The sequence below is a fragment of the Streptomyces sp. SAI-170 genome (assembly GCF_049739565.1).
In the GTDB taxonomy this organism is placed as follows: domain Bacteria; phylum Actinomycetota; class Actinomycetes; order Streptomycetales; family Streptomycetaceae; genus Streptomyces.
On record NZ_JBMGQD010000001.1, the window covers coordinates 3321480 to 3343626 of the forward strand.

20 protein-coding genes are annotated in these 22147 nt (G+C 72.9%); 7 read left to right on the forward strand and 13 right to left on the reverse strand.

Features of this window, described 5'->3' with window-relative positions; genetic code table 11:
- The first annotated feature begins 149 nt into the window (after nt 1-149).
- Nucleotides 150-893 (forward strand): hypothetical protein, encoded by a 744-nt coding sequence (locus RKD23_RS14665; RefSeq protein WP_424854092.1) that lies wholly within the window; start codon nt 150-152, stop codon nt 891-893.
- On the opposite strand, the gene RKD23_RS14670 is transcribed toward RKD23_RS14665, so the two are convergent.
- The 4 genes from RKD23_RS14670 to RKD23_RS14685 form a co-directional block, all read right to left on the reverse strand.
- The gene (locus RKD23_RS14670; protein ID WP_424854093.1) at nt 890-1936 is read right to left on the reverse strand and encodes a hypothetical protein; all 1047 of its coding nucleotides are present in this window, start codon (nt 1934-1936) and stop codon (nt 890-892) included. The two genes, RKD23_RS14665 and RKD23_RS14670, sit on opposite strands and share 4 nt — an antisense overlap.
- Nucleotides 1937-1946: 10 nt before the next feature.
- A complete protein-coding gene (locus RKD23_RS14675; RefSeq protein WP_404043492.1) occupies nt 1947-2303 on the reverse strand; it encodes a hypothetical protein in 357 nt (118 codons plus the stop codon).
- Nucleotides 2290-3963 (reverse strand): hypothetical protein, encoded by a 1674-nt coding sequence (locus RKD23_RS14680; protein ID WP_424854094.1) that lies wholly within the window; start codon nt 3961-3963, stop codon nt 2290-2292. Before RKD23_RS14680 ends, RKD23_RS14675 begins: the two co-directional genes overlap by 14 nt.
- Before the next feature lie 195 nt (nt 3964-4158).
- A complete protein-coding gene (locus RKD23_RS14685; protein WP_424854095.1) occupies nt 4159-5070 on the reverse strand; it encodes a LysR family transcriptional regulator in 912 nt (303 codons plus the stop codon).
- A 92-nt stretch (nt 5071-5162) separates the two neighbouring features.
- On the opposite strand from RKD23_RS14685, the gene RKD23_RS14690 reads away from it, so the two are divergent.
- Nucleotides 5163-6596 carry an MFS transporter gene (locus tag RKD23_RS14690; protein WP_424854096.1) on the forward strand — a complete coding sequence of 478 codons (1434 nt, stop codon included), beginning with the start codon at nt 5163-5165 and terminating at the stop codon, nt 6594-6596.
- A 156-nt stretch (nt 6597-6752) separates the two neighbouring features.
- Here the strand turns inward: RKD23_RS14690 and RKD23_RS14695 are convergent, their stop codons facing one another.
- The 4 genes from RKD23_RS14695 to RKD23_RS14710 form a co-directional block, all read right to left on the reverse strand.
- Nucleotides 6753-7742 (reverse strand): malate dehydrogenase, encoded by a 990-nt coding sequence (locus RKD23_RS14695; protein ID WP_404043500.1) that lies wholly within the window; start codon nt 7740-7742, stop codon nt 6753-6755.
- Between the two features lie 376 nt (nt 7743-8118).
- Nucleotides 8119-9468, reverse strand: coding sequence for a DUF2690 domain-containing protein (locus RKD23_RS14700; RefSeq protein WP_424854097.1), 1350 nt, complete (start codon nt 9466-9468; stop codon nt 8119-8121).
- A 219-nt stretch (nt 9469-9687) separates the two neighbouring features.
- A complete protein-coding gene (locus tag RKD23_RS14705; RefSeq protein ID WP_424854098.1) occupies nt 9688-10161 on the reverse strand; it encodes a DUF3017 domain-containing protein in 474 nt (157 codons plus the stop codon).
- Nucleotides 10148-11005, reverse strand: coding sequence for a bifunctional methylenetetrahydrofolate dehydrogenase/methenyltetrahydrofolate cyclohydrolase (locus RKD23_RS14710; protein WP_404043506.1), 858 nt, complete (start codon nt 11003-11005; stop codon nt 10148-10150). The genes RKD23_RS14705 and RKD23_RS14710 overlap by 14 nt, the downstream gene beginning before the upstream one ends.
- A 268-nt stretch (nt 11006-11273) precedes the next feature.
- On the opposite strand from RKD23_RS14710, the gene RKD23_RS14715 reads away from it, so the two are divergent.
- A complete protein-coding gene (locus RKD23_RS14715) occupies nt 11274-11789 on the forward strand; it encodes a hypothetical protein (RefSeq protein ID WP_424854099.1) in 516 nt (171 codons plus the stop codon).
- Between the two features lie 70 nt (nt 11790-11859).
- On the opposite strand, the gene RKD23_RS14720 is transcribed toward RKD23_RS14715, so the two are convergent.
- Nucleotides 11860-12888: an ArsR family transcriptional regulator gene (locus RKD23_RS14720; RefSeq protein WP_424854100.1), complete on the reverse strand. Its 1029-nt coding sequence runs from the start codon at nt 12886-12888 to the stop codon at nt 11860-11862.
- A gap of 141 nt (nt 12889-13029) precedes the next feature.
- Between RKD23_RS14720 and RKD23_RS14725 the strand changes: the two genes are divergently transcribed.
- Nucleotides 13030-13839, forward strand: a complete 810-nt coding sequence (locus RKD23_RS14725; protein WP_424854101.1) for an FHA domain-containing protein — start codon at nt 13030-13032, stop codon at nt 13837-13839.
- Nucleotides 13840-13880: 41 nt separating this feature from the next.
- On the forward strand, nt 13881-14453 hold the full coding sequence (locus tag RKD23_RS14730; RefSeq protein WP_424854102.1) for a peptidoglycan-binding domain-containing protein: 573 nt from the start codon (nt 13881-13883) through the stop codon (nt 14451-14453).
- Nucleotides 14454-14554: 101 nt separating this feature from the next.
- Here RKD23_RS14730 and purH read toward each other — a convergent pair whose 3' ends face one another.
- Together purH and purN are read right to left on the reverse strand one after the other, a co-directional pair.
- Nucleotides 14555-16120, reverse strand: coding sequence for a bifunctional phosphoribosylaminoimidazolecarboxamide formyltransferase/IMP cyclohydrolase (gene purH, locus RKD23_RS14735; protein ID WP_424854103.1), 1566 nt, complete (start codon nt 16118-16120; stop codon nt 14555-14557).
- A complete protein-coding gene (gene purN / locus RKD23_RS14740; RefSeq protein ID WP_404043518.1) occupies nt 16117-16746 on the reverse strand; it encodes a phosphoribosylglycinamide formyltransferase in 630 nt (209 codons plus the stop codon). Before purN ends, purH begins: the two co-directional genes overlap by 4 nt.
- A 319-nt stretch (nt 16747-17065) precedes the next feature.
- On the opposite strand from purN, the gene RKD23_RS14745 reads away from it, so the two are divergent.
- Nucleotides 17066-17842 (forward strand): hypothetical protein, encoded by a 777-nt coding sequence (locus RKD23_RS14745; RefSeq protein WP_424854104.1) that lies wholly within the window; start codon nt 17066-17068, stop codon nt 17840-17842.
- Here the strand turns inward: RKD23_RS14745 and RKD23_RS14750 are convergent.
- Nucleotides 17839-19740 (reverse strand): DUF6350 family protein, encoded by a 1902-nt coding sequence (locus tag RKD23_RS14750; protein WP_424854105.1) that lies wholly within the window; start codon nt 19738-19740, stop codon nt 17839-17841. The genes RKD23_RS14745 and RKD23_RS14750 overlap by 4 nt on opposite strands.
- A 96-nt stretch (nt 19741-19836) precedes the next feature.
- On the opposite strand from RKD23_RS14750, the gene RKD23_RS14755 reads away from it, so the two are divergent.
- Nucleotides 19837-21096: a helix-turn-helix domain-containing protein gene (locus RKD23_RS14755; protein ID WP_424854106.1), complete on the forward strand. Its 1260-nt coding sequence runs from the start codon at nt 19837-19839 to the stop codon at nt 21094-21096.
- 151 nt (nt 21097-21247) lie between these two features.
- Here RKD23_RS14755 and sucD read toward each other — a convergent pair whose 3' ends face one another.
- Nucleotides 21248-22132 carry a succinate--CoA ligase subunit alpha gene (gene sucD, locus RKD23_RS14760; protein WP_424854107.1) on the reverse strand — a complete coding sequence of 295 codons (885 nt, stop codon included), beginning with the start codon at nt 22130-22132 and terminating at the stop codon, nt 21248-21250.
- Nucleotides 22133-22147: the final 15 nt, after the last annotated feature.

Below are 22147 nucleotides of genomic sequence, written 5' to 3' on the forward strand. Positions count from 1 at the left end.
ACGGATGTCACCCTCGGAGACCGGGAGCACATGCCCCCGGGCCCGAGATGCATGCGCAATCGGTGGCCGAAAGTGCGCTGCATCACTGAACATGCGGACAAAAAGGGCGAAACCTACCCTGGGAGAGATGCGCGCCTGGAGGTGACGCCATGGTCATGACGGCCCTGCTCTCCGCCGCGGTGAGTGCGACCCTGCTGCTGGCCCCGTCGGCGGCCGCCGCCGACGATCCCAGCGCCCGGCAGCTCGCCGACGAGGCGCGGGAGAACCTCCGCGACGCGGAGTCCGTCCATCTGAAGCTGACGGACCGCGGCAAGGACACGTCCACCGGCCGCACACGGCCGGCCTCCATGGACCTCGCCCTGGACCGGGACGGCAACTGCGCCGGCACGCTGAAGATGGCCCGGCACGGCGGCACCGTGGAGATCGTCAAGCGGGGCAAGCAGGTGTGGATGAAACCGGACACCGCGTTCTGGAAGGCGCAGGTGCCGGGCGGGCAGGGCGACGAGGTGGCCGAGCTGTTCAAGAACCGCTGGATCCACGGCTCCACCAGCGACGCCATGCTCAAGGGCCTGGCCGACACCTGCGACCTCGACAGCCTCCAGGACGACATCGGCTCCGGTGACGACCCGCCGACCGCCCTGAAGCGCGGCGAGAAGACCGAGCGCGACGGCACCGACGTCTACCCGCTGTCCGGCAAGGACGAGGGCAAGAACATCACGATGTACGTCACCGCCGACTCCCCGCACCAGGTCGCGGAGATCGTCCAGCGCGGCGGCGGCACCGACCGGTCCGTCACCTTCGACGACTACGACGAGCCGGTGCCGACGAGGACACCGCCGCCCGAGGACAGCGTGGACGTGGACAAGCTCCAGGACGAGCTGCAGAAGGTCTAGGAGAGGTCTGGTTGCGGACCCTCACAGATGCCGTACGGCGGGCAGAACCAGCCCAACGCCGTGTTCAGCACCTCCAGTTCGTCCGTGCCGCCGTCGGAGTCGGGACCGTAGGACGCCACGGCGTAGATCTCGCCGTCGGAGGCGACGAACCGCTCGTCGTAGATGTGCCAGGTGCCCACGTCGGGCTCCCCGTCGATGGAGGCGACCAGGTACTCCAGGCGTGAGCCGACAAAGTCGCCGTCGTCCAGGTTCTCCAGGGCGAGCTGCTCGAAGCCGTCCGCCTTTTCCCTGGCGTTGGACAGATACAGCTCGAACGACTCGTCCGGCGTCGCCTCGGACACCTGGTACACCTGGAGCCGCTGCGTGCGGTCGGGGCTGCGGTAGTTGACCACCGCGATGCCGTACTGCGAGTCGGTCTCGCTGCGCGACCACCCCTCCGGGACGGCCATGCGGAAGCCCTCGTCGTCCTGCGTCAGTACGTAGCCCGCCGGGGGTTCGGCGAAGGTGGGCGACGGGGTGACGGACTCCTCCTCGGTCGGCGTGGGCTGTGCGGAGGAGGACTCCACACGGGGCGAACTCGTCGCGGGCGGCCGGGCGTCCGTGTCGTCGTCGCCCTTCCCGACGACCAACGTCAGCACCAGGCTCACGGCCACACCGACGACAGCGGCACCGACGACGACGGACCAGACGACCCGCCGGTCGACGCTACGAGGAGACGGTCCGGGTCCGGCACCGGGCCACGGCTCGGAAGGCGGCACACCGGGCGTTCCGGGCCAGCCGCCGGGAGGCGAGGAGCCGGGCACCGGCGGTACCGGACCGGGCACCGGGTCCACGGGGTGAGCGGGCGGCGTGACCACGACGGCAGGCTCGTCGCCGGACCCGGGCCCGGCGAACGTCCCCGCGTCCGCGTCCCACGGAGCCCGCCGGCCGGCCCCCGGCGCGAAGTCGGGGCGCGGCGGAGGAGACGGCGCCGGAGCCGGGCCGGACGACGGGTCCTCCCAGCGCTGGGTGTCCTCGTTCCAGTACCGCTGTCCCCCGCTCATCGCGCCCCTCTCACATCCCCAGCATCGCGGCGACGGCCCCGGCGGAGGCGAGCAGGCTGACCAGGGCCTCGGAGTCGGTGAGCAGGGCGCGCAGGCGCTCGCGGCGGGTGGGCGCGGCCTGCCCCGTGCTCGTGATCTCCTCCTCGGTCCGGGCCAGCTCCGCGTCGAGCGCGGCGGTCTGGTCGGTGCCCCGCACACGCGACGCGAGGTCGGCCCGCAACTCCCGTACCGCCTTCAGCAGTTCCTCGGTGGCCGCGTCGCGCGGGCCGCCCGCGTACTGGTGGCTCTCGGCGCGCGCGTGGCTGCCGATGGCGAAGGTGCTGTGGGAGACGTTCCCCATGCTGACGTTCGGCTCATCGCTGGACATCGCCGGCTGATCCCTTCTGCGGCGCGTCGCCGCCCGAGACGGAGGAGGCGGAGGCGTGGGAACCGACCGCGAAGGTGCTGTGCGAGACGTCCCCCATGTTCTCGACGTTCACGCCGCCGTTGCTGATGTTGACGATCTTCTGTACGAACTCGCCGGTCTGGTAGCCGGATTCCTCGAGCGCGGTGCGCACACCGTGCGCCACCCGGTCCTGCACGCTGCGCAGATAGCGCACGACGTCCATCTCCTGGAACGTCGACCCGGCCTGCGCCGAGCCCAGTTCGCGCACCGACAGCGCCGGCCCCTCGGGCAGCGCGCCCGCGAACCCGCCGGTCAGCAGCCGCCAGCCGTACGCCACGGCCCGCCCGAGGACGGCCAGCGCGGACGCCGCGGAGCGCGGCACCCGGGCGAGCGCCCAGGCGGCCTTGCCGATCGCGTTGTTGTGCCGGAAGCGGTGGGCGGCCCGGTCGGCGTCCTTGAAGTCCGCGCGCACCGGCAGCAGCACATGCGGGGCGATCTCCAGCATGAGCATGCGGCCCTGCGTGTGGACACGCACGAACACGGTCGTGACCAGCTCCTCCTCCCAGCCGCCGACCCGGACGCGCAGGAAGTGACGCCGCTTCTCCGCGCCCTCCTCCACCGACCGCTCCCGGTGCTCGGAGAAGGCCGGGTAGGGCGCGTCCTCGCGGCGCAGCAGGCCCTCGGCGGGCAGGAACACGCACTCGTCGATCTCCAGCCACCGCAGCCGGTCGCGTACGACATGCCCGGCGTACTCGGCGGTCTCGGCGGGCAGCCGCAGCCGCTCCAGCAGAGGGCGGACCTTCTCCAGCACGGCGCGGTTGCTGAGCGGCTGCTGCTTCTTCGCGGGGTCCGGCCGCAGTTCGACGGCGAGCACCCAGGTCTCGTAGGCCGCGCCGGCCCCGCAGAACGGCCGGGCCGGGTGGTACAGGGCCAGGGGCGCGTGCTGCTCGGTGCGGATGCGGTCGCGCAGCCGCCGGAAGCGCTGCCCCTCGGCCTGTTCGGCCGGGTCGTTCGCCGCGTCCGGGAAGCGCTGCGGGGACAGCTCGGCGGCCATCACCCGGGCGAACTGGCCGCGCCGGCCGGCCTCGCACAGCGCGATCAGCGCGAGTACGGCGAGCGCCAGCCAGGCCTGCCAGACCTCGATGGCGGCGGCGAGCTCGCGGACGAGGTCGAACGGCCATCCGAACAGGCCGCCGTCAGTGGGGTCGTCGGAGTACAGGCCGAGGCCGTCGGAGGAGCCGTAGCCGTACGGATCGGACGAGTCCTCCTCCGCCGCGCCGAACGCGGCCGTCACCACGGCGGCCAGCAGGGCGGCGAACAGGATGCGGCCGTACCAGCGCAGCACGAACGCCGGCACCACCCGGTACAGGGGCGGCCGGGTGGACCGGCCGCGGATCCAGGAGGCCGCCGCGAGCAGCAGGCTGGGGCCGAGGAAGACGAACAGCACTCCGCGGGTCAGTCCCCCGCCCACGACCCACAGCCCCAGGATCGCCAGCGCCCAGGCGATCTCCTGCCGCCGGGCACGCAGCGCGTGCGCCAGCACCCGCGCGGCGTCGAACCCGAGCGAGGGCGCGGCGATCCGCTGCTCGTTGAGATGCAGCTCCTCGATCACCCGGTCCCGGTAGTCGGCGTCCAGATACACACCCGCGCACAGCAGCCGCGTGGCCTCGCTGGCGTGCGGCAGGACGGGCGGCCCGGGGCGGCGGCGCCCCCGACGGTTGCGGCTGCGACGGCACGTACGCAGTACTCACACCACTCCCCGAGGCATGAAACGGCTGACGTTCAGGCGTATTTGAGTGAGCATCAGCATAGTGGGAGCCGTGTCACGGCGCCCGCTTCACGGGCACACGCGGGTGATCAGCTCCCGTACGGTCCGCCGCAGCCAGGCGTGCGCGGGATCGGCGTCATGGCGGGGGTGCCAGGCCAGGCCCAGCCGCAGCGGCGGCAGGTCGAGGGGCACCTCGAAGGCGACCAGCCCGAGCACCTCGGCGAGCGGCAGCCCCCAGGAGCTGATCAGCCCCACCAGGTCGGTGTCGCGCACGACGAACAGCGAGGCCGGGAAGGTGCCGACACTGCCCACCACCCGCCGCTCCAGCCCCAGCCCGGCGAGCGCCCGGTCGACGGGCCCGTGGGTGCGGCCCCGCCGGGAGGCGGACAGATGGTCGGCCGCGGCGAACCGCTCCGGCGTCAACTCCCCCTCCAGCAGCGGATGTCCCTGCCGTACGACGCCGAGCATGCGGTCGTCGCAGAGGTGCTCGCGATGCACCTCGGGTGCCACGGTGTCGATCACCCCGACCTCCAGATCGGCCGTCCCCTCGCGCAGCAGGGGCGCGTCCACATGGCTCTCGGCCAGGAACCGCAGCCGTACGCGGGGCGCCTCGGCGGCGGCCCGCGCGAACAGTTCGGCGCCGAACGCGGCGGCCATGGCGTCCTGTCCGACGATGGTGAAGGTCCGCTCGACGGTCCTGAGGTCGGTGTCGCCGGGCGCGAACAGCGCGCGGGCCCGTTCCACCACCGCACTCACCTCGGCCCGCACCGCCAGGGCCCGCGGGGTCGGCACCATCGTGCGCCCGGCCCGCACGAGCACCGGATCGCCCAGGGCCTTGCGGACCCGGCCGAGTGTGCGGCTCATGGCGGGCTCGGACAGATGCAGCCGCCGGGCCGCACCCTGCACGCTCTGCTCCTCCAGCAGCACCTCCAGCGCGACCAGCAGATTCAGATCGAGCCCACCCGATTGCGTCACACGCATCCACCCCTTGCAAAGGTTGCACTGGAAGACAATCCACCCCCGACCCTACGGTGGCAGGGCATCCCATCCCACCCCGCTCCCGAGGAGGAGCCGTGCCTTCGCCTGCCCTGAAACGGTCCCCCGCCCCGAACCGCCCTCCTGTCCTGAAGCGCTCCACCCTGCTGGCCCTGTGCGCCTGCGTCCTGGTCGCGCAGAGCCTGGTGGCCGCCGTCAACCTGCTGATACCGCAGCTGAGTTCGTCCTCCCTGCACCCCTCGCACACCGAGATCCTGTGGACGGTCGACGCCTACGTCATCGTCTTCGCCGGACTTCTCGTCCCGGCCGGCGCCCTCGGCGACCGATACGGCCGCAAGGGCGCCCTGCTCGCCGGGCTCGCGCTGCTCGGGGCGGGCGCGGGCACCAGTGCGCTGGCGAGCGGGCCCGCGCTGCTGATCGCCGGGCGCGGGATCGCCGGTGCCGGGGCCGCGCTGATCACCCCGGCCACACTGTCGCTGGTGCTGTACCTCGCCGGTCCCGAACGGCGGGCCCAGGCCATGGCGTCCTGGACGCTGGCGATCGGGCTCGGCGGCCTCGCGGGCAATGTGGGCGGCGGCCTGGTGGGTGAATTCCTGTCCTGGCGGGCGCTGTTCGGCGCGATGGTGCCGCTGGCGGCGCTGCTGGCCCTCGCGGTCGCCGTCACCACCCCGCGCACCGCGCGCTCCCCGCACAGCAACCTGGACCCGCTGGGCACACTGCTGCTCACGGCCGGCCTGGTCGCCGTGCTGTTCGGCATCATCGAGGGCCCGGTCCACGGCTGGACGTCCGCGCGCATCCTCGGCGCGTTCGCTGCGGGCGCCCTGCTGGTGACCGCGTTCACGGTGCACGCCCTGCGCTCCCGCGCCCCGCTGTTCGACCCGCGGGTCTTCGCCTCCCGCCGGCTGCGCGCGGCCGCCCTGGGCACGGCGACCGGCTTCTTCGGCCTGTTCTCGTTCTTCTACGTCAACTCGCAGTATCTGCAGGGCCTCAAGGGCTACGGCCCCGCGCTCACGGGCCTCGCGATCGTGCCGCTGACCGTCGGCATGGCCGCGGTGCCGAAGCTGGCCGCGCGCTGGACGGCGTATCCCCGTGCGGTGATCGGGGGCGGGCTCGCGCTGATCGGGGCCGGGCTGCTCGGGGTGTCCACGGCCGACGCGGGCACGCCGTACGCGGTCTACGCGGGCTGGATGCTGCTGCTGTCGGCCGGTACCGGGCTGTGCATGCCCGCGCTCACCCTCGGCGTGGTCGCCTCCCTGCCGCCGGGGCAGGCGGGGCTCGGCTCGGGTCTGGGCGCGGCGGCCCGTGAGGTGGGCGCGGCGCTCGGGGTCGCGGTGACCGGCACCGTCCTCGGCTCCCACACGGGGCTGGCCGACGGTATGACGCCCGCGCTGCGCACGGTCGCGCTGCTGGTGCTCGCGGCGACCGTCCTGGTCACGGCGGGCTTCGGGGTCGTACGGCCGGCCGTACGAAGCACGAAGTCCCGCCCTGCCGAAGCAGGACGGGACTTGTGAGCGGAGCGCCGGGCAGGCCTTGCACCTGCATCTCCCCGCAGGAAGCGGGACGTCTTTCCTTGGACCACCAACGCACAGTCGGCTTCCGGGAGTTCCGGTGGCCGGTGTGTGATCAACTATAGCCCACACCGGCCGCCGGAGTCACGTCGGGGAAGCTCAGATGAGGCCGAGGGCGCGGACCGCCTCGCGCTCCTCCGCCAGCTCGGCGACGGAGGCGTCGATGCGGGTGCGGGAGAACTCGTTGATCTCCAGGCCCTGGACGATCTCGTACTTGCCGTCCTTGCAGGTGACGGGGAAGGAGGAGATGAGGCCCTCCGGGACGCCGTAGGAGCCGTCCGACGGGATGCCCATGGAGACCCAGTCGCCGTCGGCGGTGCCGTTGGTCCAGGAGTAGATGTGGTCGATGGCGGCGTTGGCGGCGGAGGCCGCGGAGGAGGCGCCACGGGCCTCGATGATCGCCGCACCGCGCTTGGCGACGGTCGGGATGAAGTCCTCGGCCAGCCACTTCTCGTCGTTCACGACCTCGGCGGCGTTCTTGCCGGCGACCGTGGCGTGGAAGATGTCCGGGTACTGGGTGGCGGAGTGGTTGCCCCAGATGGTCAGACGCTTGATGTCGGCGACCGTGGAGCCCGTCTTCTTCGCGAGCTGGGTCAGCGCGCGGTTGTGGTCCAGACGGGTCATGGCGGTGAAGCGCTCGGCCGGTACGTCCGGGGCGGCGGCCTGGGCGATCAGCGCGTTGGTGTTGGCCGGGTTGCCGACCACCAGGACGCGGATGTCGTCGGCGGCGTGGGCGTTGATGGCCTGGCCCTGCGGCTTGAAGATGCCGCCGTTGGCCTCGAGCAGGTCGCCGCGCTCCATGCCCTTGGTGCGGGGGCGGGCGCCGACGAGGAGGGCGACGTTGGAGCCGTCGAAGGCGACGTTCGGGTCGTCGGTGATCTCGATGCCCTGGAGCAGCGGGAACGCGCAGTCGTCGAGCTCCATGGCCGTGCCCTCGGCGGCCTTGAGCGCCGGGGTGATCTCCAGCAGGCGCAGCTTGACCGGCACGTCCGCGCCGAGCAGCTGGCCGGAGGCGATGCGGAAGAGCAGGGCGTAACCGATCTGGCCGGCCGCGCCGGTGACGGTGACGTTCACGGGAGTGCGGGTCATGGCGTTCTCCGTATGAAGCTGGCGGGGGGCGGCACTGCCCCGGGGTGCGGACGTACAGATGATCGATCTCTTGGTATCAAGAGATCCACCAGCGGTCAGGCTATCGCGCCCGCGTGATCCCGGGTGTCCGGGTGGGTGTGGCCCACCCCACAGCGCGCCCTGGACGGGCGCCCCGGGACGAAGAACGGCGGCCGCCCGTCCGGGAGAGGAGAGACGAGGGCGGCCGCCGAGCGGGGGTACCGATCACACCGGACTCCCGTGGGGGTACTGATCGCGTGCCCCGTATCCCGGCGGCCATTCCTTCTTGGAGAGGATTTCCGCGAGAAGATTTCCGCGAGAACTTCTCCCGCCCGGACGTCCCCGGCTGCTCAGGCCGTCATTGCGTGCAGCCCGTGGTGCCGGCCGCCGACAGCGTGGCGCAGGCGACCGCGTCGTCCGCGTCCTTCACCGCCACCATCGGCGTGTACGCGCTGGTGTCTCCGGCCGTGCTGGTCGAGCCGGTCTCGGTGCGCTTGCCCGCCGTCACCTTCACCTCGTCGCCCTGCGCGGCCCCGGTGATACGGCCCCACGCGGCCTGGCAGACCTTGCTGTAGCGGACCTCGACGAGGGTGGTGCCTACAGTGGCCGACGTGGCCGTGGTCACCAGGTCGCCGCTGCAGCCCATGGCCTCGGCGTCCTTGCCGGAGCAGGTCTCGCCGCTGCACTTCACGCCGGGCGGCAGCTTCGGGGCGGTGCTGCGGGTGGGCGAGGGCTTGGGGTCGGCGCCCTCGTTCTTCTTGTCGCCGCCGTTGAGGTACAGGAACGCGCCGACGGCCACGATCGCCACGCCGACGACGCCCGCGAGGAGCATCGTCGTACGCCGTCCGCTCCCGCCGCGGGAGGAGGCCGCCCGGGTGCCGCGCGGCGGTCCGCCGACGGCGCCCGCGTGGCGCGGCGCACCGGCCGGGGCGGCCGGACCACCGGGGCCGAGGGGGCCGGCCGGACCGACAGGGCCGCCGGGAGTGACCGTGGGGGCTGTGCCGGGGGCTGAGCCCGCTCCTGTGCCGGGTCGGCGGCTGCCGGTCGGGGCCGGTCCGCGGTATCCGGCGATGTTCCAGGAGTTGACGCCCGACTCCGGCGAGGCGGAGGGCTCGGCGGAGGACTGGGCGGACGGTTGGGCGGAAGGTTGGGCGGCGGGCCGGGTGGAGTGGCGCGGACCGGCGTCGCGTACGCCGGTGTCGGCCGTGCCGGCCGCGCGCGCACCGGTGTCCCGCCGGTCGGCGTCGGTGCCGGTCGGCTGGGCCGGGACCGTGGGGGCCACGCCCGTGGGGCCCGCGACGCCGGGCGTGGCCGTGGAGCTGCCGCCCTTGCGGGCCTTGGCGTTCCTGGCGTTCGCCGGCGGCACGCCGAACTCGCTGAGCGCGGCGCGCGCCTGCGATATCCGGATCGCCTCCATGGTCATGTCGTGCCGCATCTCCGAACGGCTCCACGCACGCTCGGCGAGCTCCCACATGGTGGTGAGGTGGACCGGGTTGGTGCCGGTGACCTCGGCGAGGGCGACGATCGCGCCCTTGGGCGCGAGCAGCCGTCCGTTCAGATAGCGCTCCCAGGACGTCTTGCTGTAACCGGTCTGGTCGGAGACCGCTGCGATACTCAGCCCGCTGCGGTCCACCAGGCGCCGCAGCTGGCTGGTGAACTCTCTGATCTGCGGATCGAGTTCATCTGGCAAGGCCTTCCAGCGAGGCATTGCTTTCCCCCTCTTCCCCCCGGTACGTGCTCATGTCTGTCCCGCGCGTGGTGGGGGCGCACGGGAGCTTCGGGGCCGTGGGCATGCACCGTTGCACGCCCCCGGGTCCGCGGTCCAGTGTTCCACCGACCGCGGTCGGGGTCGGCAGCCGCCCCGCTTCGGTCGCGCTCAGTCGTCGACCGTGCTCAGTCGTCGACCGTGCTCAGTCGTCGACCGTGCTCAGTTGTCGACCGTGAAGTGCAACGCGTCCTTGAAGAAGGGGATCTCCAGCCACGGGTCCGGCTGGACCATCATCGCCAGCAGCACGATCGCCAGCCCCAGGACGCCGTACGTGGCGATGTCCGTGAAGCGGGAGCGCACCGCGAGCATGCCGACGCCGGGCAGCAGCCAGCGCAGTACGGCGCCGCCGAGCAGGGCGGCGCCGACCAGCAGGGTGCCGACGCGGAACTGGTCCAGCGCGGTCAGCAGCAGGCCGAGCGCGACCGTGGCGAGCACGGCGAGGATCGGCCACTGCCGGGCGGGCACGGAGGCGGCGCCGGGGACGGCCCGGCCGCTGCCCTCGGGGCGTGCGGTGTCCCGGGTGACCCGCGGGAAGCGCCGGGTCGTACGGCGCGCACGACCCTCGGCGTCGGGCGCGCTGACCGCGTCCCGCACGACCGGCCGGTCCCCTTCGGGCGTCCTATCGTCCGACACTGCGCTCCGCCGCCTCGACGACGTTGACGAGCAGCTGCGCCCGGGTCATCGGGCCCACGCCGCCGGGGTTGGGGGAGATGAAGCCGGCCACCTCGCGCACGTCCGGGTGGACGTCGCCGACGATCTTGCCCTCGGCGCTGCGGGAGACGCCGACGTCGAGGACGGCCGCGCCCGGCTTGACGTCCTCGGCGCGGATCAAGTGGGCGGAGCCGGCGGCGGCGACGATGATGTCCGCGCGCTTGAGGTGGGCCGACAGGTCCTTGGTGCCGGTGTGGCACTGGGTCACGGTGGCGTTCTCGCTGCGCCGGGTCAGCAGCAGCGGCATCGGGCGGCCGATGGTCACACCGCGGCCGACGACCACGACCTCGGCGCCCTTGATCTCGACGCCGTAGCGGCGCAGCAGGGTGAGCACGCCGTTGGGGGTGCAGGGCAGCGGGGCGGGCTCGTTGAGCACCAGACGGCCGAGGTTCATGGGGTGCAGGCCGTCGGCGTCCTTGGCCGGGTCCATCAGCTCCAGGATGCGGTTCTCGTCGATGCCCTTGGGCAGGGGCAGCTGGACGATGTAACCGGTGCAGTCGGGGTCCTCGTTGAGTTCCCGTACGACCGCCTCGATCTCCTCCTGCGTGGCGGTGGCGGGCAGTTCGCGCTGGATGGAGGCGATGCCGACCTCCGCGCAGTCGCGGTGCTTGCCGGCGACGTACTTCTGGCTGCCGGGGTCGTCCCCGACGAGGATCGTGCCGAGGCCGGGCGTGACGCCCTTCTCCTTCAGCGCCGCCACGCGGGCGGTCAGATCGGACTTGATCGCGGCTGCGGTGGCCTTGCCATCGAGAATCTGGGCGGTCATGACCCCATCCTCCCGGATGACCGCCCCCCGGTTCCAATCCGGGCCCTTCCTGGGCCTCGTACCGGTGACATGCCCGTTTCTCCCCGTGATCGACGATGTTGCACTTGCACAACACATGACGCTCCGGCTGGACAAGCGCGCGACGGCTGAAGAACGATGAGCGGACAGTGCCGCGGGCAGCACCGGGGGGACGCACCGCTTCTGTGACTTTTCCTCCGCACAATGCCGCGCGTCGTCCCCGCACTCGGACAACGGAGGAAAGACCGCCATGAGTTTCGGCGACCCCAACAACCCTTACGGCACCCCGCAGGGCCAGCCCCAGCAGCCCGGTTACGGCTACCCGTCCGCCCCGCCGGTCGGCGCGTACGCCGCCCCGGCGCCGACCACGATGCCCGGGACGGTGAGCACCGCCCGCATCCTGCTGTGGATCATCGTGGGCCTCCAGGTCATCGGCACGGCCCTGTACGGCTTCGCCGCCGTGGCCGTCGACAAGGCCGAGGACGACGAGACCTTCGGTCAGTTCGCCGACTACCCGACCGGTCTGATCTGGGCCATCGCGGCGCTCGCGCTGGTGTGGCTCGTGTGGAGCGCCGTCCTCGCGACGAAGTTCACCTCCGGCGGCAACGGCGCCCGTGTGACCATCCTGGTCTTCGGCATCCTCACCGCGGTGCTGGCGCTGGTCTTCACCATCCTGGGCATCGTCCACCTGGTGTTCGGCATCCTGATCGCCGTCTTCGTCGGCAACGCCAAGGGCAAGGCCTGGTTCAACCGGCCGCGTTACTGAGCGACGTCCCGCCCAAGGGCCGCGTCCACCCCGTCGGGGGAAGGGCGCGGCCCTGGCGCGTTCCCGGGCCCTAGGGCATCCCGCCCACCCGTCGCTGTGCCTCGCGCAGCATCGACGCCCCCAGCGGGGTGAGGGTGTGCAGCACGGACGGGCCGTGCCGGGTGGTGGTGATGAGCCCCGCGTCGCGCAGGGCCGTGGCGTGCCGGCTGGCGGCGGACGCCGAGACCCCGGCCGCGCGGGCCATCTCACCGGTGGTGGCACCGGCGGACGCGGCGTACAGGGCGACGGCCCGGGCCCGTCCGAGCAGGGTGGTCAGGGACTTCGCGGGCGCCTCGACGCCGAACGGCGAGGCGTGCGCGGCGTCCCGGGCGTCGGGTTCGTGCAGCAGCGAGTACCAGAGCACGGGCGGCAGTTCGGGGTCCGCGAAGGCGACCGGCTCTCCCCAGTTGAAGTAGGAGGGGACGAGCGTGAGCCCGCGGCCGTTGAGATGCAGGTCCCGGTCCTCGGCCTGGGTCGGATAGGCGACCTCCAGGACGGGAGGGCGCCAGCGCATCATGGGCCCGAGTCCCGCGAGCATGCCCTCCACCCCGCCGTCCAGGATCCCGCGCGAACGCACCGCGCGCTCGGCCTCGATGCGCGCCTGCACCGTCTCCTGGTGCGGGACGACGACGGCCTCGTGGTAGGCGCGGAGCATGCCGGTGAACTCCTTGCGCACCACGGGCTCGGCCAGTCGCGCGGCCCATGAGGGCGCTCCTACGGTCCGGTCGAGGATGCTCACCTCTTCGAGGATCCGCTCGGGGGGTGTGGCGAGGATCGACTCCATGCCCGCGTCGAGTCCGTCCATGGCGTTGACCGGCGTCAGAAAGTCCGGAAAGTACTCGGCCCTCGGGTACAGGGGCAGCAGCACGCCCCGTACGAGAGGCGTCAGCCCCTTGTCCCGGATCTGCTGCCGTGCCGTGCGGTACCAGCCGGCGTAGGCCCACCTGCCTCGCCTGGACTGCAGCCGGTGCAGACTTGAGGCGATCTCCCAGAGCGGGTCGGGCGCGGCGGCGATCCGTGTCCTGCCCAGGTCGGCGTCGCCGAAGTGAATGCGGAGCATCTCGTTCCCCCCGGTCGAGCTCAGCTTTTGCATCCAGGCGCAACAGCATGGTCGGCCCGTCCGCCCGCACGCAATGCTCCTTCACGTCGCCCGGGCGGGCACGGGGGCTCGCCCGGGCGCGAGAGGGAGGGGGACGAACCGGTGTACAGCGTCATCGTCGTGCCGCCGGCCTGCGGCACACCCGACAGCCAGATCAGGATCGCGACCGGAGACCGGCTCTGCTTCGGCCGGGCGCGGGCACAGGACCGACTGACCCTCGCGCACGACGGAGTGCCCCGCGTCGCCGGTGAGATCACCGCGCACCGCACCTATTGGCTGCTGAGCAACCTCAGCGAGGACCGGACGTACGTGGTGGAGAATCCGGAGGGCGCCGGCGAACACGTCAAGGTCGCCCCGGGGCGGCTGGAGGCGCCCGTCCCGTTCGAGTTCGCGCGGATCGTGCTGCCCGCCGCGGGCGAGCTGCTGGCCATCGACGTCTGGGGACCTCGCCACGCCTTCCGCAGCGCCCCGCGCGCCGGGCTCCACGGGCCGCCCACCGCACCGGCGTTCGCCCTGGACCGCACCAAGCGGTACTACGCGGTGCTGGCCGCCTTGTGCGAACCCCGGCTGCGCGGCGCCCCGTACGCTCCGCTGCCCACCGTCGAGCAGCTGGTGGAGCGGCTGCGTCCGGTCTGGCCGGCGGCCTCCCGGTCGGCCGTCTACTGGAACATCGACTACCTCGCCGTGAAGCTCCGCCTGCGGCCGGGCCCGGACTCCGCGGCGCCCGGCCGACGGGTCCACGGCAAGAAGGAGTCGCTCGTCTCCCTCGCCCTGCGCTTCGACCTGGTCCGCGAGGACGACCTGGCGGTGCTGGCGCCGACCGCGGCGCAGGCTCCCTCGCGCCACCCTGGAACATTTCAGGTTCCCGCGCTGCACGGCGCCGGAGAGAGTGGACGTACGACCCGCTCATGAGCGGGACTCACGGGGACAACGGGGAAGGAAGCAGGATGAACATGCGCACGACACGGAGCCGGGCGGCCACGGGGGTCGTCGCCGCGCTCGCCACGGGGGCTCTGGCGCTGGGCGCGTCGCCCGCGTCCGCGGCCGCGTCCGACGGGTACGTCAGCGGCGGCGGCAGCTTCTACGACGACTTCGACGACGAGGGCACCCTGTCCACCTCGTCGCACGCCAAGTCCAACGCCACCTGCCTGTGGCAGATCATCCTCTACGCGGAGGGCGTCAAGGAGAGCAACGGCACCCTCTACGACAAGTCGGACATCGACGGGAAGTTCGGCGCGAACACCAAGTACGCCACCAAGCAGCTGCAGAGGGCGTGGGGGCTGACGCAGGACGGCATCGTCGGGAAGAAGACGTTCGGCGCGGCCGACGAGAAGTGGAACGCCTCGACGCGCGCGGGCGAGCTGGAGTACCGGGGTTCCAGCTCCGACGCGAGCAAGCGGTACAAGCTCCGCTACCACGGCTCGCGCTACTACTTCGACTTCTACCGGACGGCGAGCGGCAAGTACCGCTTCTACCACAACAGCAAGTGGATGTACGCCTCGTACAGCGGCACCGGTTGCGCCTGACCGGTTACGGAGCAGGGCGGGTGCCCCCCTCGGGGGTGGGGCACCCGCCCTTCGTGCTGAGTGCTCAGTGCTCAGCGCGAGCAGCGCTCAGTGCTCTGTGCTCAGTGGAAGAAGTGGCGCGTCCCCGTGAAGTACATGGTGACGCCCGCCTTCTTCGCGGCCTCCACGACGAGTTCGTCGCGGACCGAGCCGCCCGGCTGGACGACGGCCTTGACGCCGGCCTCGGTGAGGATCTCCAGCCCGTCCGGGAAGGGGAAGAAGGCGTCGGAGGCGGCGTAGGAGCCCTGGGCGCGCTCGGCGCCCGCGCGCTCGACGGCCAGCTTGGCGGAGTCGACGCGGTTGACCTGGCCCATGCCGACACCGACGGCGGCGCCGTCCTTGGCGAGGAGGATCGCGTTGGACTTCACCGCGCGGCAGGCCTTCCAGGCGAACGCCAGCTGCTGGAGGTCCGCGTCGCTCAGCGCCTCGCCGGTCGCCAGGGTCCAGTTGGCCGGGTCGTCGCCGTCGGCCTGGAGACGGTCGGTGACCTGGAGCAGGACGCCGCCGTCGACCGGCTTGACCTCGACCGGGCCCGCAGGCGCGGCCGGGGCCTTCAGGACGCGGATGTTCTTCTTCTTGGTGAGGGCCTCCAGCGCGCCCTCCTCGTAGTCCGGCGCCACGATGACCTCGGTGAAGATCTCCGCGACCTGCTCGGCCATCTCCTTGGAGACCGGGCGGTTCACGGCGATCACGCCGCCGAACGCCGACAGCGGGTCGCAGGCGTGCGCCTTGCGGTGCGCCTCGGCGACGTCCGCGCCGACGGCGATGCCGCACGGGTTGGCGTGCTTGATGATCGCGACACACGGCTCGTCGTGGTCGTACGCGGCACGGCGGGCGGCGTCCGTGTCCGTGTAGTTGTTGTACGACATCTCCTTGCCGTGCAGCTGCTCCGCCTCGGCCAGGCCCGCGCCCGTGCCGTCGACGTAGAGGGCGGCCGGCTGGTGCGGGTTCTCGCCGTAGCGCAGGGTGTTCTTGCGCTCCCAGGTGGCACCGAGGAAGTCGGGGAACTGCGAGTCGTCGACCGGGGCGTACTCGCTGGCGAACCAGGAGGCGACCGCCACGTCGTACGACGCCGTGTGCTGGAAGGCCTCGGCGGCGAGCCGCTTGCGGGTGGCGAGGTCGAAGCCGCCGTCCTGGACGGCCGCGAGGACGTCGGCGTAACGGGACGGGCTGGTCACCACGGCGACCGACGGGTGGTTCTTGGCGGCGGCGCGGACCATGGAGGGGCCGCCGATGTCGATCTGCTCGACGCACTCGTCGGCGGAGGCGCCGGAGGCGACGGTCTCGCGGAACGGGTAGAGGTTGACGACGACCAGGTCGAACGGCTCGACGCCGAGCTCCGCCAGCTGCTGCCGGTGGTCCTCCAGGCGCAGGTCGGCGAGGATGCCCGCGTGGACCTTGGGGTGCAGGGTCTTGACCCGGCCGTCCAGGCACTCGGGGAAGCCGGTGAGCTCCTCGACCTTGGTGACGGGGACGCCCGCGGCGGCGATCCGGCCGGCCGTGGAGCCGGTGGACACCAGCTCGACGCCCGCCTCGTGCAGCCCGCGCGCGAGCTCCTCGAGGCCGGTCTTGTCGTAGACGCTGACCAGTGCGCGACGGATGGGCCGCTTGTTGCTCTCGGCGGTCACTGGATAACTACCTTTCGTCCCTCAATGCGATAGCCGTTGCGGGCGAGCCGCCCCACGACGTCGACGAGCAGCCTTCGCTCGACTTCCTTGATGCGCTCGTGCAGCGCGCTCTCGTCGTCCTCGTCCCGGACCTCCACCACGCCCTGCGCGATGATCGGCCCGGTGTCGACGCCGTCGTCGACGAAGTGGACGGTGCAGCCGGTGACCCTGGCGCCGTACGCGAGCGCGTCGCGCACGCCGTGGGCCCCGGGAAAACTGGGGAGGAGGGCCGGGTGAGTGTTCACGAACCGGCCGCCGAAGCGGGCGAGGAACTCCTTGCCGACGATGCGCATGAACCCGGCGGAGACCACCAGATCGGGCTCGTACGCGGCGACCGCCCCGGCGAGCGCGGCGTCCCACTCCTCGCGGGTGGCGAAGTCCTTGACCTTGCACACGAAGGTCGGCAGCCCGGCACGCTCGGCGCGGGCGAGCCCCTCGATGTTCTCGCGGTCGGCGCCGACGGCCACGATCTCGGCGCCGTAGGCCTCGGGGCCGACGGCGGCGATCTCGTCGAGCAGCGCCTGGAGGTTGGTGCCGGATCCGGAGACCAGCACGACGAGGCGCTTGGCCACGGGCTTGGCGGCCACGGCGGGGCCCTTTCTCGGGGGTGCGTCTGTCCGGGCCGGCGGTTGCCCGCACATCACGTATGTACGTTCGTACGAATGCTTCGCCCTCCCCGATACGGGGAAGCCTACGAAGCGGCCGGCCGTCAGCAACGATACCGGCACTCCGGACGGCCCCCACGGGACGGGGGCGTGGCCGGGAGGTAGCGTCTGGGAGGAACCGGGTCGGGAACGCGCGTCGCGCGTGGCGCGTTGAGCAGTCGACGGACGCCGACGGACCCGGTTCGCTTGTCGTCGTCAGTCGTTGTCAGCAGTCGTATCACCGAGGGAAGACGCCCACTTGATGCCCACCCGCAGCCTGCGACTTCTCACGCTCCCCCCGCAGTCGGCGCAGGGAGGGGAGCGCGACGGCCTGCTGCTGCGGGAGCGCCCCTCCTCCCCGCCGGACGCGCCCTCGGGCGGGGAGGGCGACCGACGGGGTCGGGACAGCCAGGAGGAGAACCCCTTCGCGCCGCCGCCCGAGGGCACTCCCGACCAGCCGTGGCAGCCCCGGCACCCCTCCCCCGGCGACCGCGGAGCACCCCAGGCCGGCGACTCCGGCGACGGCTCCTCGTGGGGCAGCCGGTGGAGCGACCGCCAGCCCGGCCGCTCCCCCGGCGGCTTCGGCGAGCGGCCCGGCGGGGACCAGGAGGGCGGCGGCCCCGGCGGCGGCCGGCCCGACCGTATGCGCTGGGACCCGACCGACCCCGCCCAGCGCCGCGCCCGGTACGCGCTGCTGTCCGGCATGTGGGCCTTCTTCTTCGCCCTCTTCGGCTGGCCGTACGTCGCCCTGATGCTCGGCGCCCTCGCCCTCTACTGGGGCATCGACTCCCTGCGCACCCGCCCGCGCACTCCCGACCCCGACCAGCCCGCCCCGGAGAACCCCGGGCGCCCCGTGACCCCCTCCGCCGTCGGCGGCCTGGTCACGGCGTCCCTCGCGATCGTCCTGGTCGCCGCGTCCTTCACCGCCCAGCTGGTGTACAGCGACTACTACACCTGCACCAAGGACGCCCTCACGAACGAGGCCGAGCAGGGGTGTGCCGAGCTGCTGCCCAAGGAGCTGCGGGGCGTGCTGGACTAGGTCTCCTGCTGCGGCGGGTGCGGCTCGCCCTCCGAGGGGCTCACCGGCTCCTCCCGCGGCGTCGCCGCCTCCTTCAGGGCCGCCCAACGGGCCTCGCGCGCGGCCTCGTCGTGCCAGGGAAAGGGCGTGGGCGGTTCGGCGGGGACGAAGACGTACGGCTCGAAGGCGGGGTAGGTGTCCGAGGTGCCGTACGGGTCGCGGGCGTCGTAGGCGTCGTCGCGGGGGTCGTAGGGGGCGTCGAGGTCGTAGGGACCGGCGCCGTCGGGTGGGGTGTCTCGTCCTCGGCGGGTGGCCTCGGTGGGCTGGGGCTCGGCGGATCGGGACGTGCCGAACCGGGGCTCGCTGGAGCGGGACTCGGTTGAGCGGGACGGGGCGGATCGCGACGTGCCGGATCGGGATTCGGCGGACCGGGACTCGGCGGATCGGGACTCGGGATGGCCGTCAGCGTGACCGGACGTCGTACCGGACGTCGACGGGGTCTGGGCGCGCTGCCGGGCGATGCGCGGCCGGCGCGGGGCGCGGTCGCGGTCGCGGCGGCGCCAGGCGTGGGCGCCCAGGGCCACGGGGAGCGCGGCGAGAGCGCCCCAGAGGAGTGCCGCCGGCCCGGCCTGCCACCACAGCGGCCCGAACCGGGCGAGCGCGGACGTCCCGAGGGGGCCTCCGGACAGCGCGGCGGCCCCGGCGAGCCCTGCGGCGCACAGCGCCACCGCCAGGCCGGCCACGCCCGCGGTCCGCCGCAGCGTCCAGGCCTCACCGGCAGGGCCGCCTTCCGGCGCGGCGCCCCGCCCGGCCCGTTCCCGTGAGCGTCGGCCGTCGCCGGGGCTGTCCGTATCGGCTCCCTCGCCCGGCACCCGCGAGGCCGCCCGTGCCACGAACCACCCGACCGTCACGCCGGCCAGCACCGGCACGGTCGTGGCCGCCCAGTTCAGAGGTGTGCCCGGGCCGGGGTCGGGGACCGCGGCCAGGAGGGGGAACGGCGGGAGCAGCGGGGCCGGGTCGGAGGCCAGCAGGCCGGTGAGGTGGCCGGTGCCGAGGGCGAAGCCGGGGCCGAGGGCGTAGCAGGCGGCCCAGACGGCGGCGTTGGGGACCAGCACCAGACACAGGAGCAGGACCGCGAAACGGCCGGACCAGCCCTCCGTCAGCTGGGCGAAGGACGCGCGGGCCGTGCCGCCGTGCCACACCAGTGAGGTCGCGACCAGCAGGGCGCCGCCGCCGAGGTGGACGGCCAGTCCGGCCGTCGCCGCTCGGGCGGCCGTACCGAGCCGGGCCCTGGCCTCCGGGTCCAGGGCGAGCCGGCGGGGCGTGGCCGGCAGCAGGAGCAGGACGGAGTCGAGGGCGTCACGGGGGCGGCCGTACGCCGTCCACACCCCTGCTCCGGCCGCCGCGATCGCGACGAGCGGCAGACAGGCGCAGGTCCAGGGCCAGTTGGGGCGCAGAGCGCCGTCGGCGGCGTACAGCGCGGCCGGTGCGGCGACGGCGAGGTAGCCGAGGACGACGCCGGCCCACGCCGTACGCCGGCTCACCGGCCGCTCGTCCTCCTCGACCGCGTCGCGCGCCGCGCGGTGCAGCAGCCACAGCGGCAGGGCGAGGAGCAGCAGCGGGGTGAGGCCCACGGGCGCGGGGGCGCCGGAGAGCGTGTCGGCGCGGACCAGTTCTGCGCCGTGCGCCAGCAGCCACAGCGCGGCGGCCACATGCAGCGCGCCGCCGGGCCCGCTGTCGGGATACGGCGAGCTGATCCACAGCACCATCACCAGCACCGCGAACGAGCCGAGCCCCAGGCCCGCCGCGAGCACCCCGCCGAGGAGGCCGGCGGCCAGTCCGGGGGAGCGTCCGCGCATCCGGGTGAGCAGGAGCGACAGCGGTGGTCGGCGAGCGGTCATCGGGATCACGCCCGTCATGGTCCCAACGACACGCGCTTTCCCGTCGTAACAGGCGAACCTCCGACGTGTCACCCAATATATGTTTATGTTCTTTTCCGCACGAAGGGGCGCCCTGTGACACAGAGCCCGGCGAGCCCTCTTCCTCCGCCGAAGGAACGCCGACGCCTGCGCGAGGCCGCCGCGCTGACCCAGGGTCAGCTCGCCGCGCGGGTCGGGGTCACCCGGGAGACCGTGCGCGCGTGGGAGACCGGCCGCACGACTCCGCGCGGCCGCAAGCGGGAGGTCTACGCCAAGCTGCTGGCCTCCCTCGCCGAGCCGGCCACGGAGGAGAAGCCTGTGGAGGTGGTGGAGGTCGTGAAGGTCATGCAGGACACGGAGGTCGCGCAGGGCACGGAGGTCGTGCGCGACGCGGAGGTCGTGCGCGACGCGGAGGACGTGCGCGACGCGGAGGACGTCGAGGTGACGGCGCGTCAACCCGTGGTGGCCGTGGCGGCGGCTGTGGAGACGCCCGCCGCCGAGCCCGTCGTACGACCGGAGCCGTTGCGCGAGGCGGAGCCGGAGCGCGACTCCGGGGAGGCGCTGACGCCCGCTCAGGCCTTCGACGCGCTGTACGCGTTCTGCGCGCCCGCCCTCGTGCGGCAGGCCTATCTGCTCAGCGGGCGGCGGGAGCTGGCCCGGGAGTCGGTCGAGTGGGCCTTCCAGCTGGCCTGGGACCGTTGGCCCGAGGTCGCCGTGGACCCCGACCCGGCGGGCTGGGTGCGGGCGGCCGCCTACGAGTACGCCCTCTCCCCCTGGCACCGCTTCCGCCCCCGCTACCGGCACCCCGAGCCGCCGCCCTCCGACGCCTCCGACCGGGCGCTGCTGGACGTCCTGCTGGAGTTGCCGGCGCCGTACCGCCGGACGCTCGTGCTGCACGACGGCGTCGGCCTGCGGCTGCCGGAGACCGCGGCCGAGACGGAGGCGAGCACCCCGGCGGCCGCGTACCGGCTGATGCACGCCCGCGAGGAGGTCGCCGCGCGGCTGCCGGAGCTGTCGGACCCCGTCGCGCTGGGCCGGCGCCTCGCCGAACTGGCCTCCGCCGAGCGGCTGCGCGCGGCCCGGCCACCCGTCGTACGGGCGGGCAGCGAACGCCGGGCCCGCTTCTGGACCCGGGCCGCGATCGCCTTCACCATCGCGATCATCGGCGCCACCGCACTGACCCTGCGCACGGCTCCCACGCATTACGAGCCACCCGTCGCACCCGGTGAGACCGTGCCGGGCGTGCCCCCTCGGGCGGCGCCGGGGCCGCTGTCGGAGGAGGAGCTGGAGCTGCGCACCAAGCTGCGGCAGGAGACGGCGAACGGGCCGGAGAGGCTGGTGCCGCAGGCGGGCTGAAGGTCGGTGACATGCGCGAGGCCCGCACCCCGTCGGACGGGATGCGGGCCTCGGGTCGCCTGTGCGGGCGTCAGCCGGCGGGGCTGATTCAGCCGGTTCAGCCGGTTCAGCCGGTTCAGCCGGTTCAGCCGGTTCAGCCGGTTCAGCCGGTTCAGCCGGCGAGGATCTCGCGGGCCAGCTTGGCGGTCTCGGTCGGGGTCTTGCCGACCTTGACACCGGCGGCCTCGAGGGCCTCCTTCTTCGCCTGGGCGGTGCCGGAGGAGCCGGAGACGATGGCGCCAGCGTGGCCCATGGTCTTGCCCTCGGGCGCGGTGAAGCCCGCGACGTAGCCGACGACCGGCTTGGTGACGTTCTTCGCGATGAAGTCCGCCGCACGCTCCTCGGCGTCGCCGCCGATCTCACCGATCATGACGATCAGGTCGGTGTCGGGGTCGGCCTCGAACGCGGCGAGCGCGTCGATGTGCGTGGTGCCGATGATCGGGTCGCCACCGATGCCGACGGCCGTGGAGAAGCCGATGTCACGGAGCTCGTACATCATCTGGTACGTCAGCGTGCCGGACTTCGACACCAGGCCGATGCGGCCCGGCTTGGTGATGTCGCCCGGGATGATGCCGACGTTGGACTGGCCCGGGGTGATGATGCCGGGGCAGTTCGGGCCGATGATGCGGGTCTTGTTGCCCTTCTTGCCCGCGTACGCCCAGAAGTTCGCGGAGTCGTGCACCGCGATGCCCTCGGTGATCACGACGGCCAGCGGGATCTCGGCGTCGATGGCCTCGACGACCGCGTCCTTGGTGAACTTCTCCGGCACGAAGATGACGGAGACGTTGGCGCCGGTGGCCTCGATGGCCTCCTTGACGGTGCCGAAGACCGGTACCTCGGTGCCGTCGAAGTCCACGGACGTGCCCGCCTTGCGCGGGTTGACGCCGCCCACGACGTTGGTGCCGTCGCCGAGCATGAGCTTGGTGTGCTTCATGCCGGTGGCGCCGGTCATGCCCTGGACGATGACCTTGCTGTCCTTGTTGAGCCAGATAGCCATGGTGTGTTGTGTCCT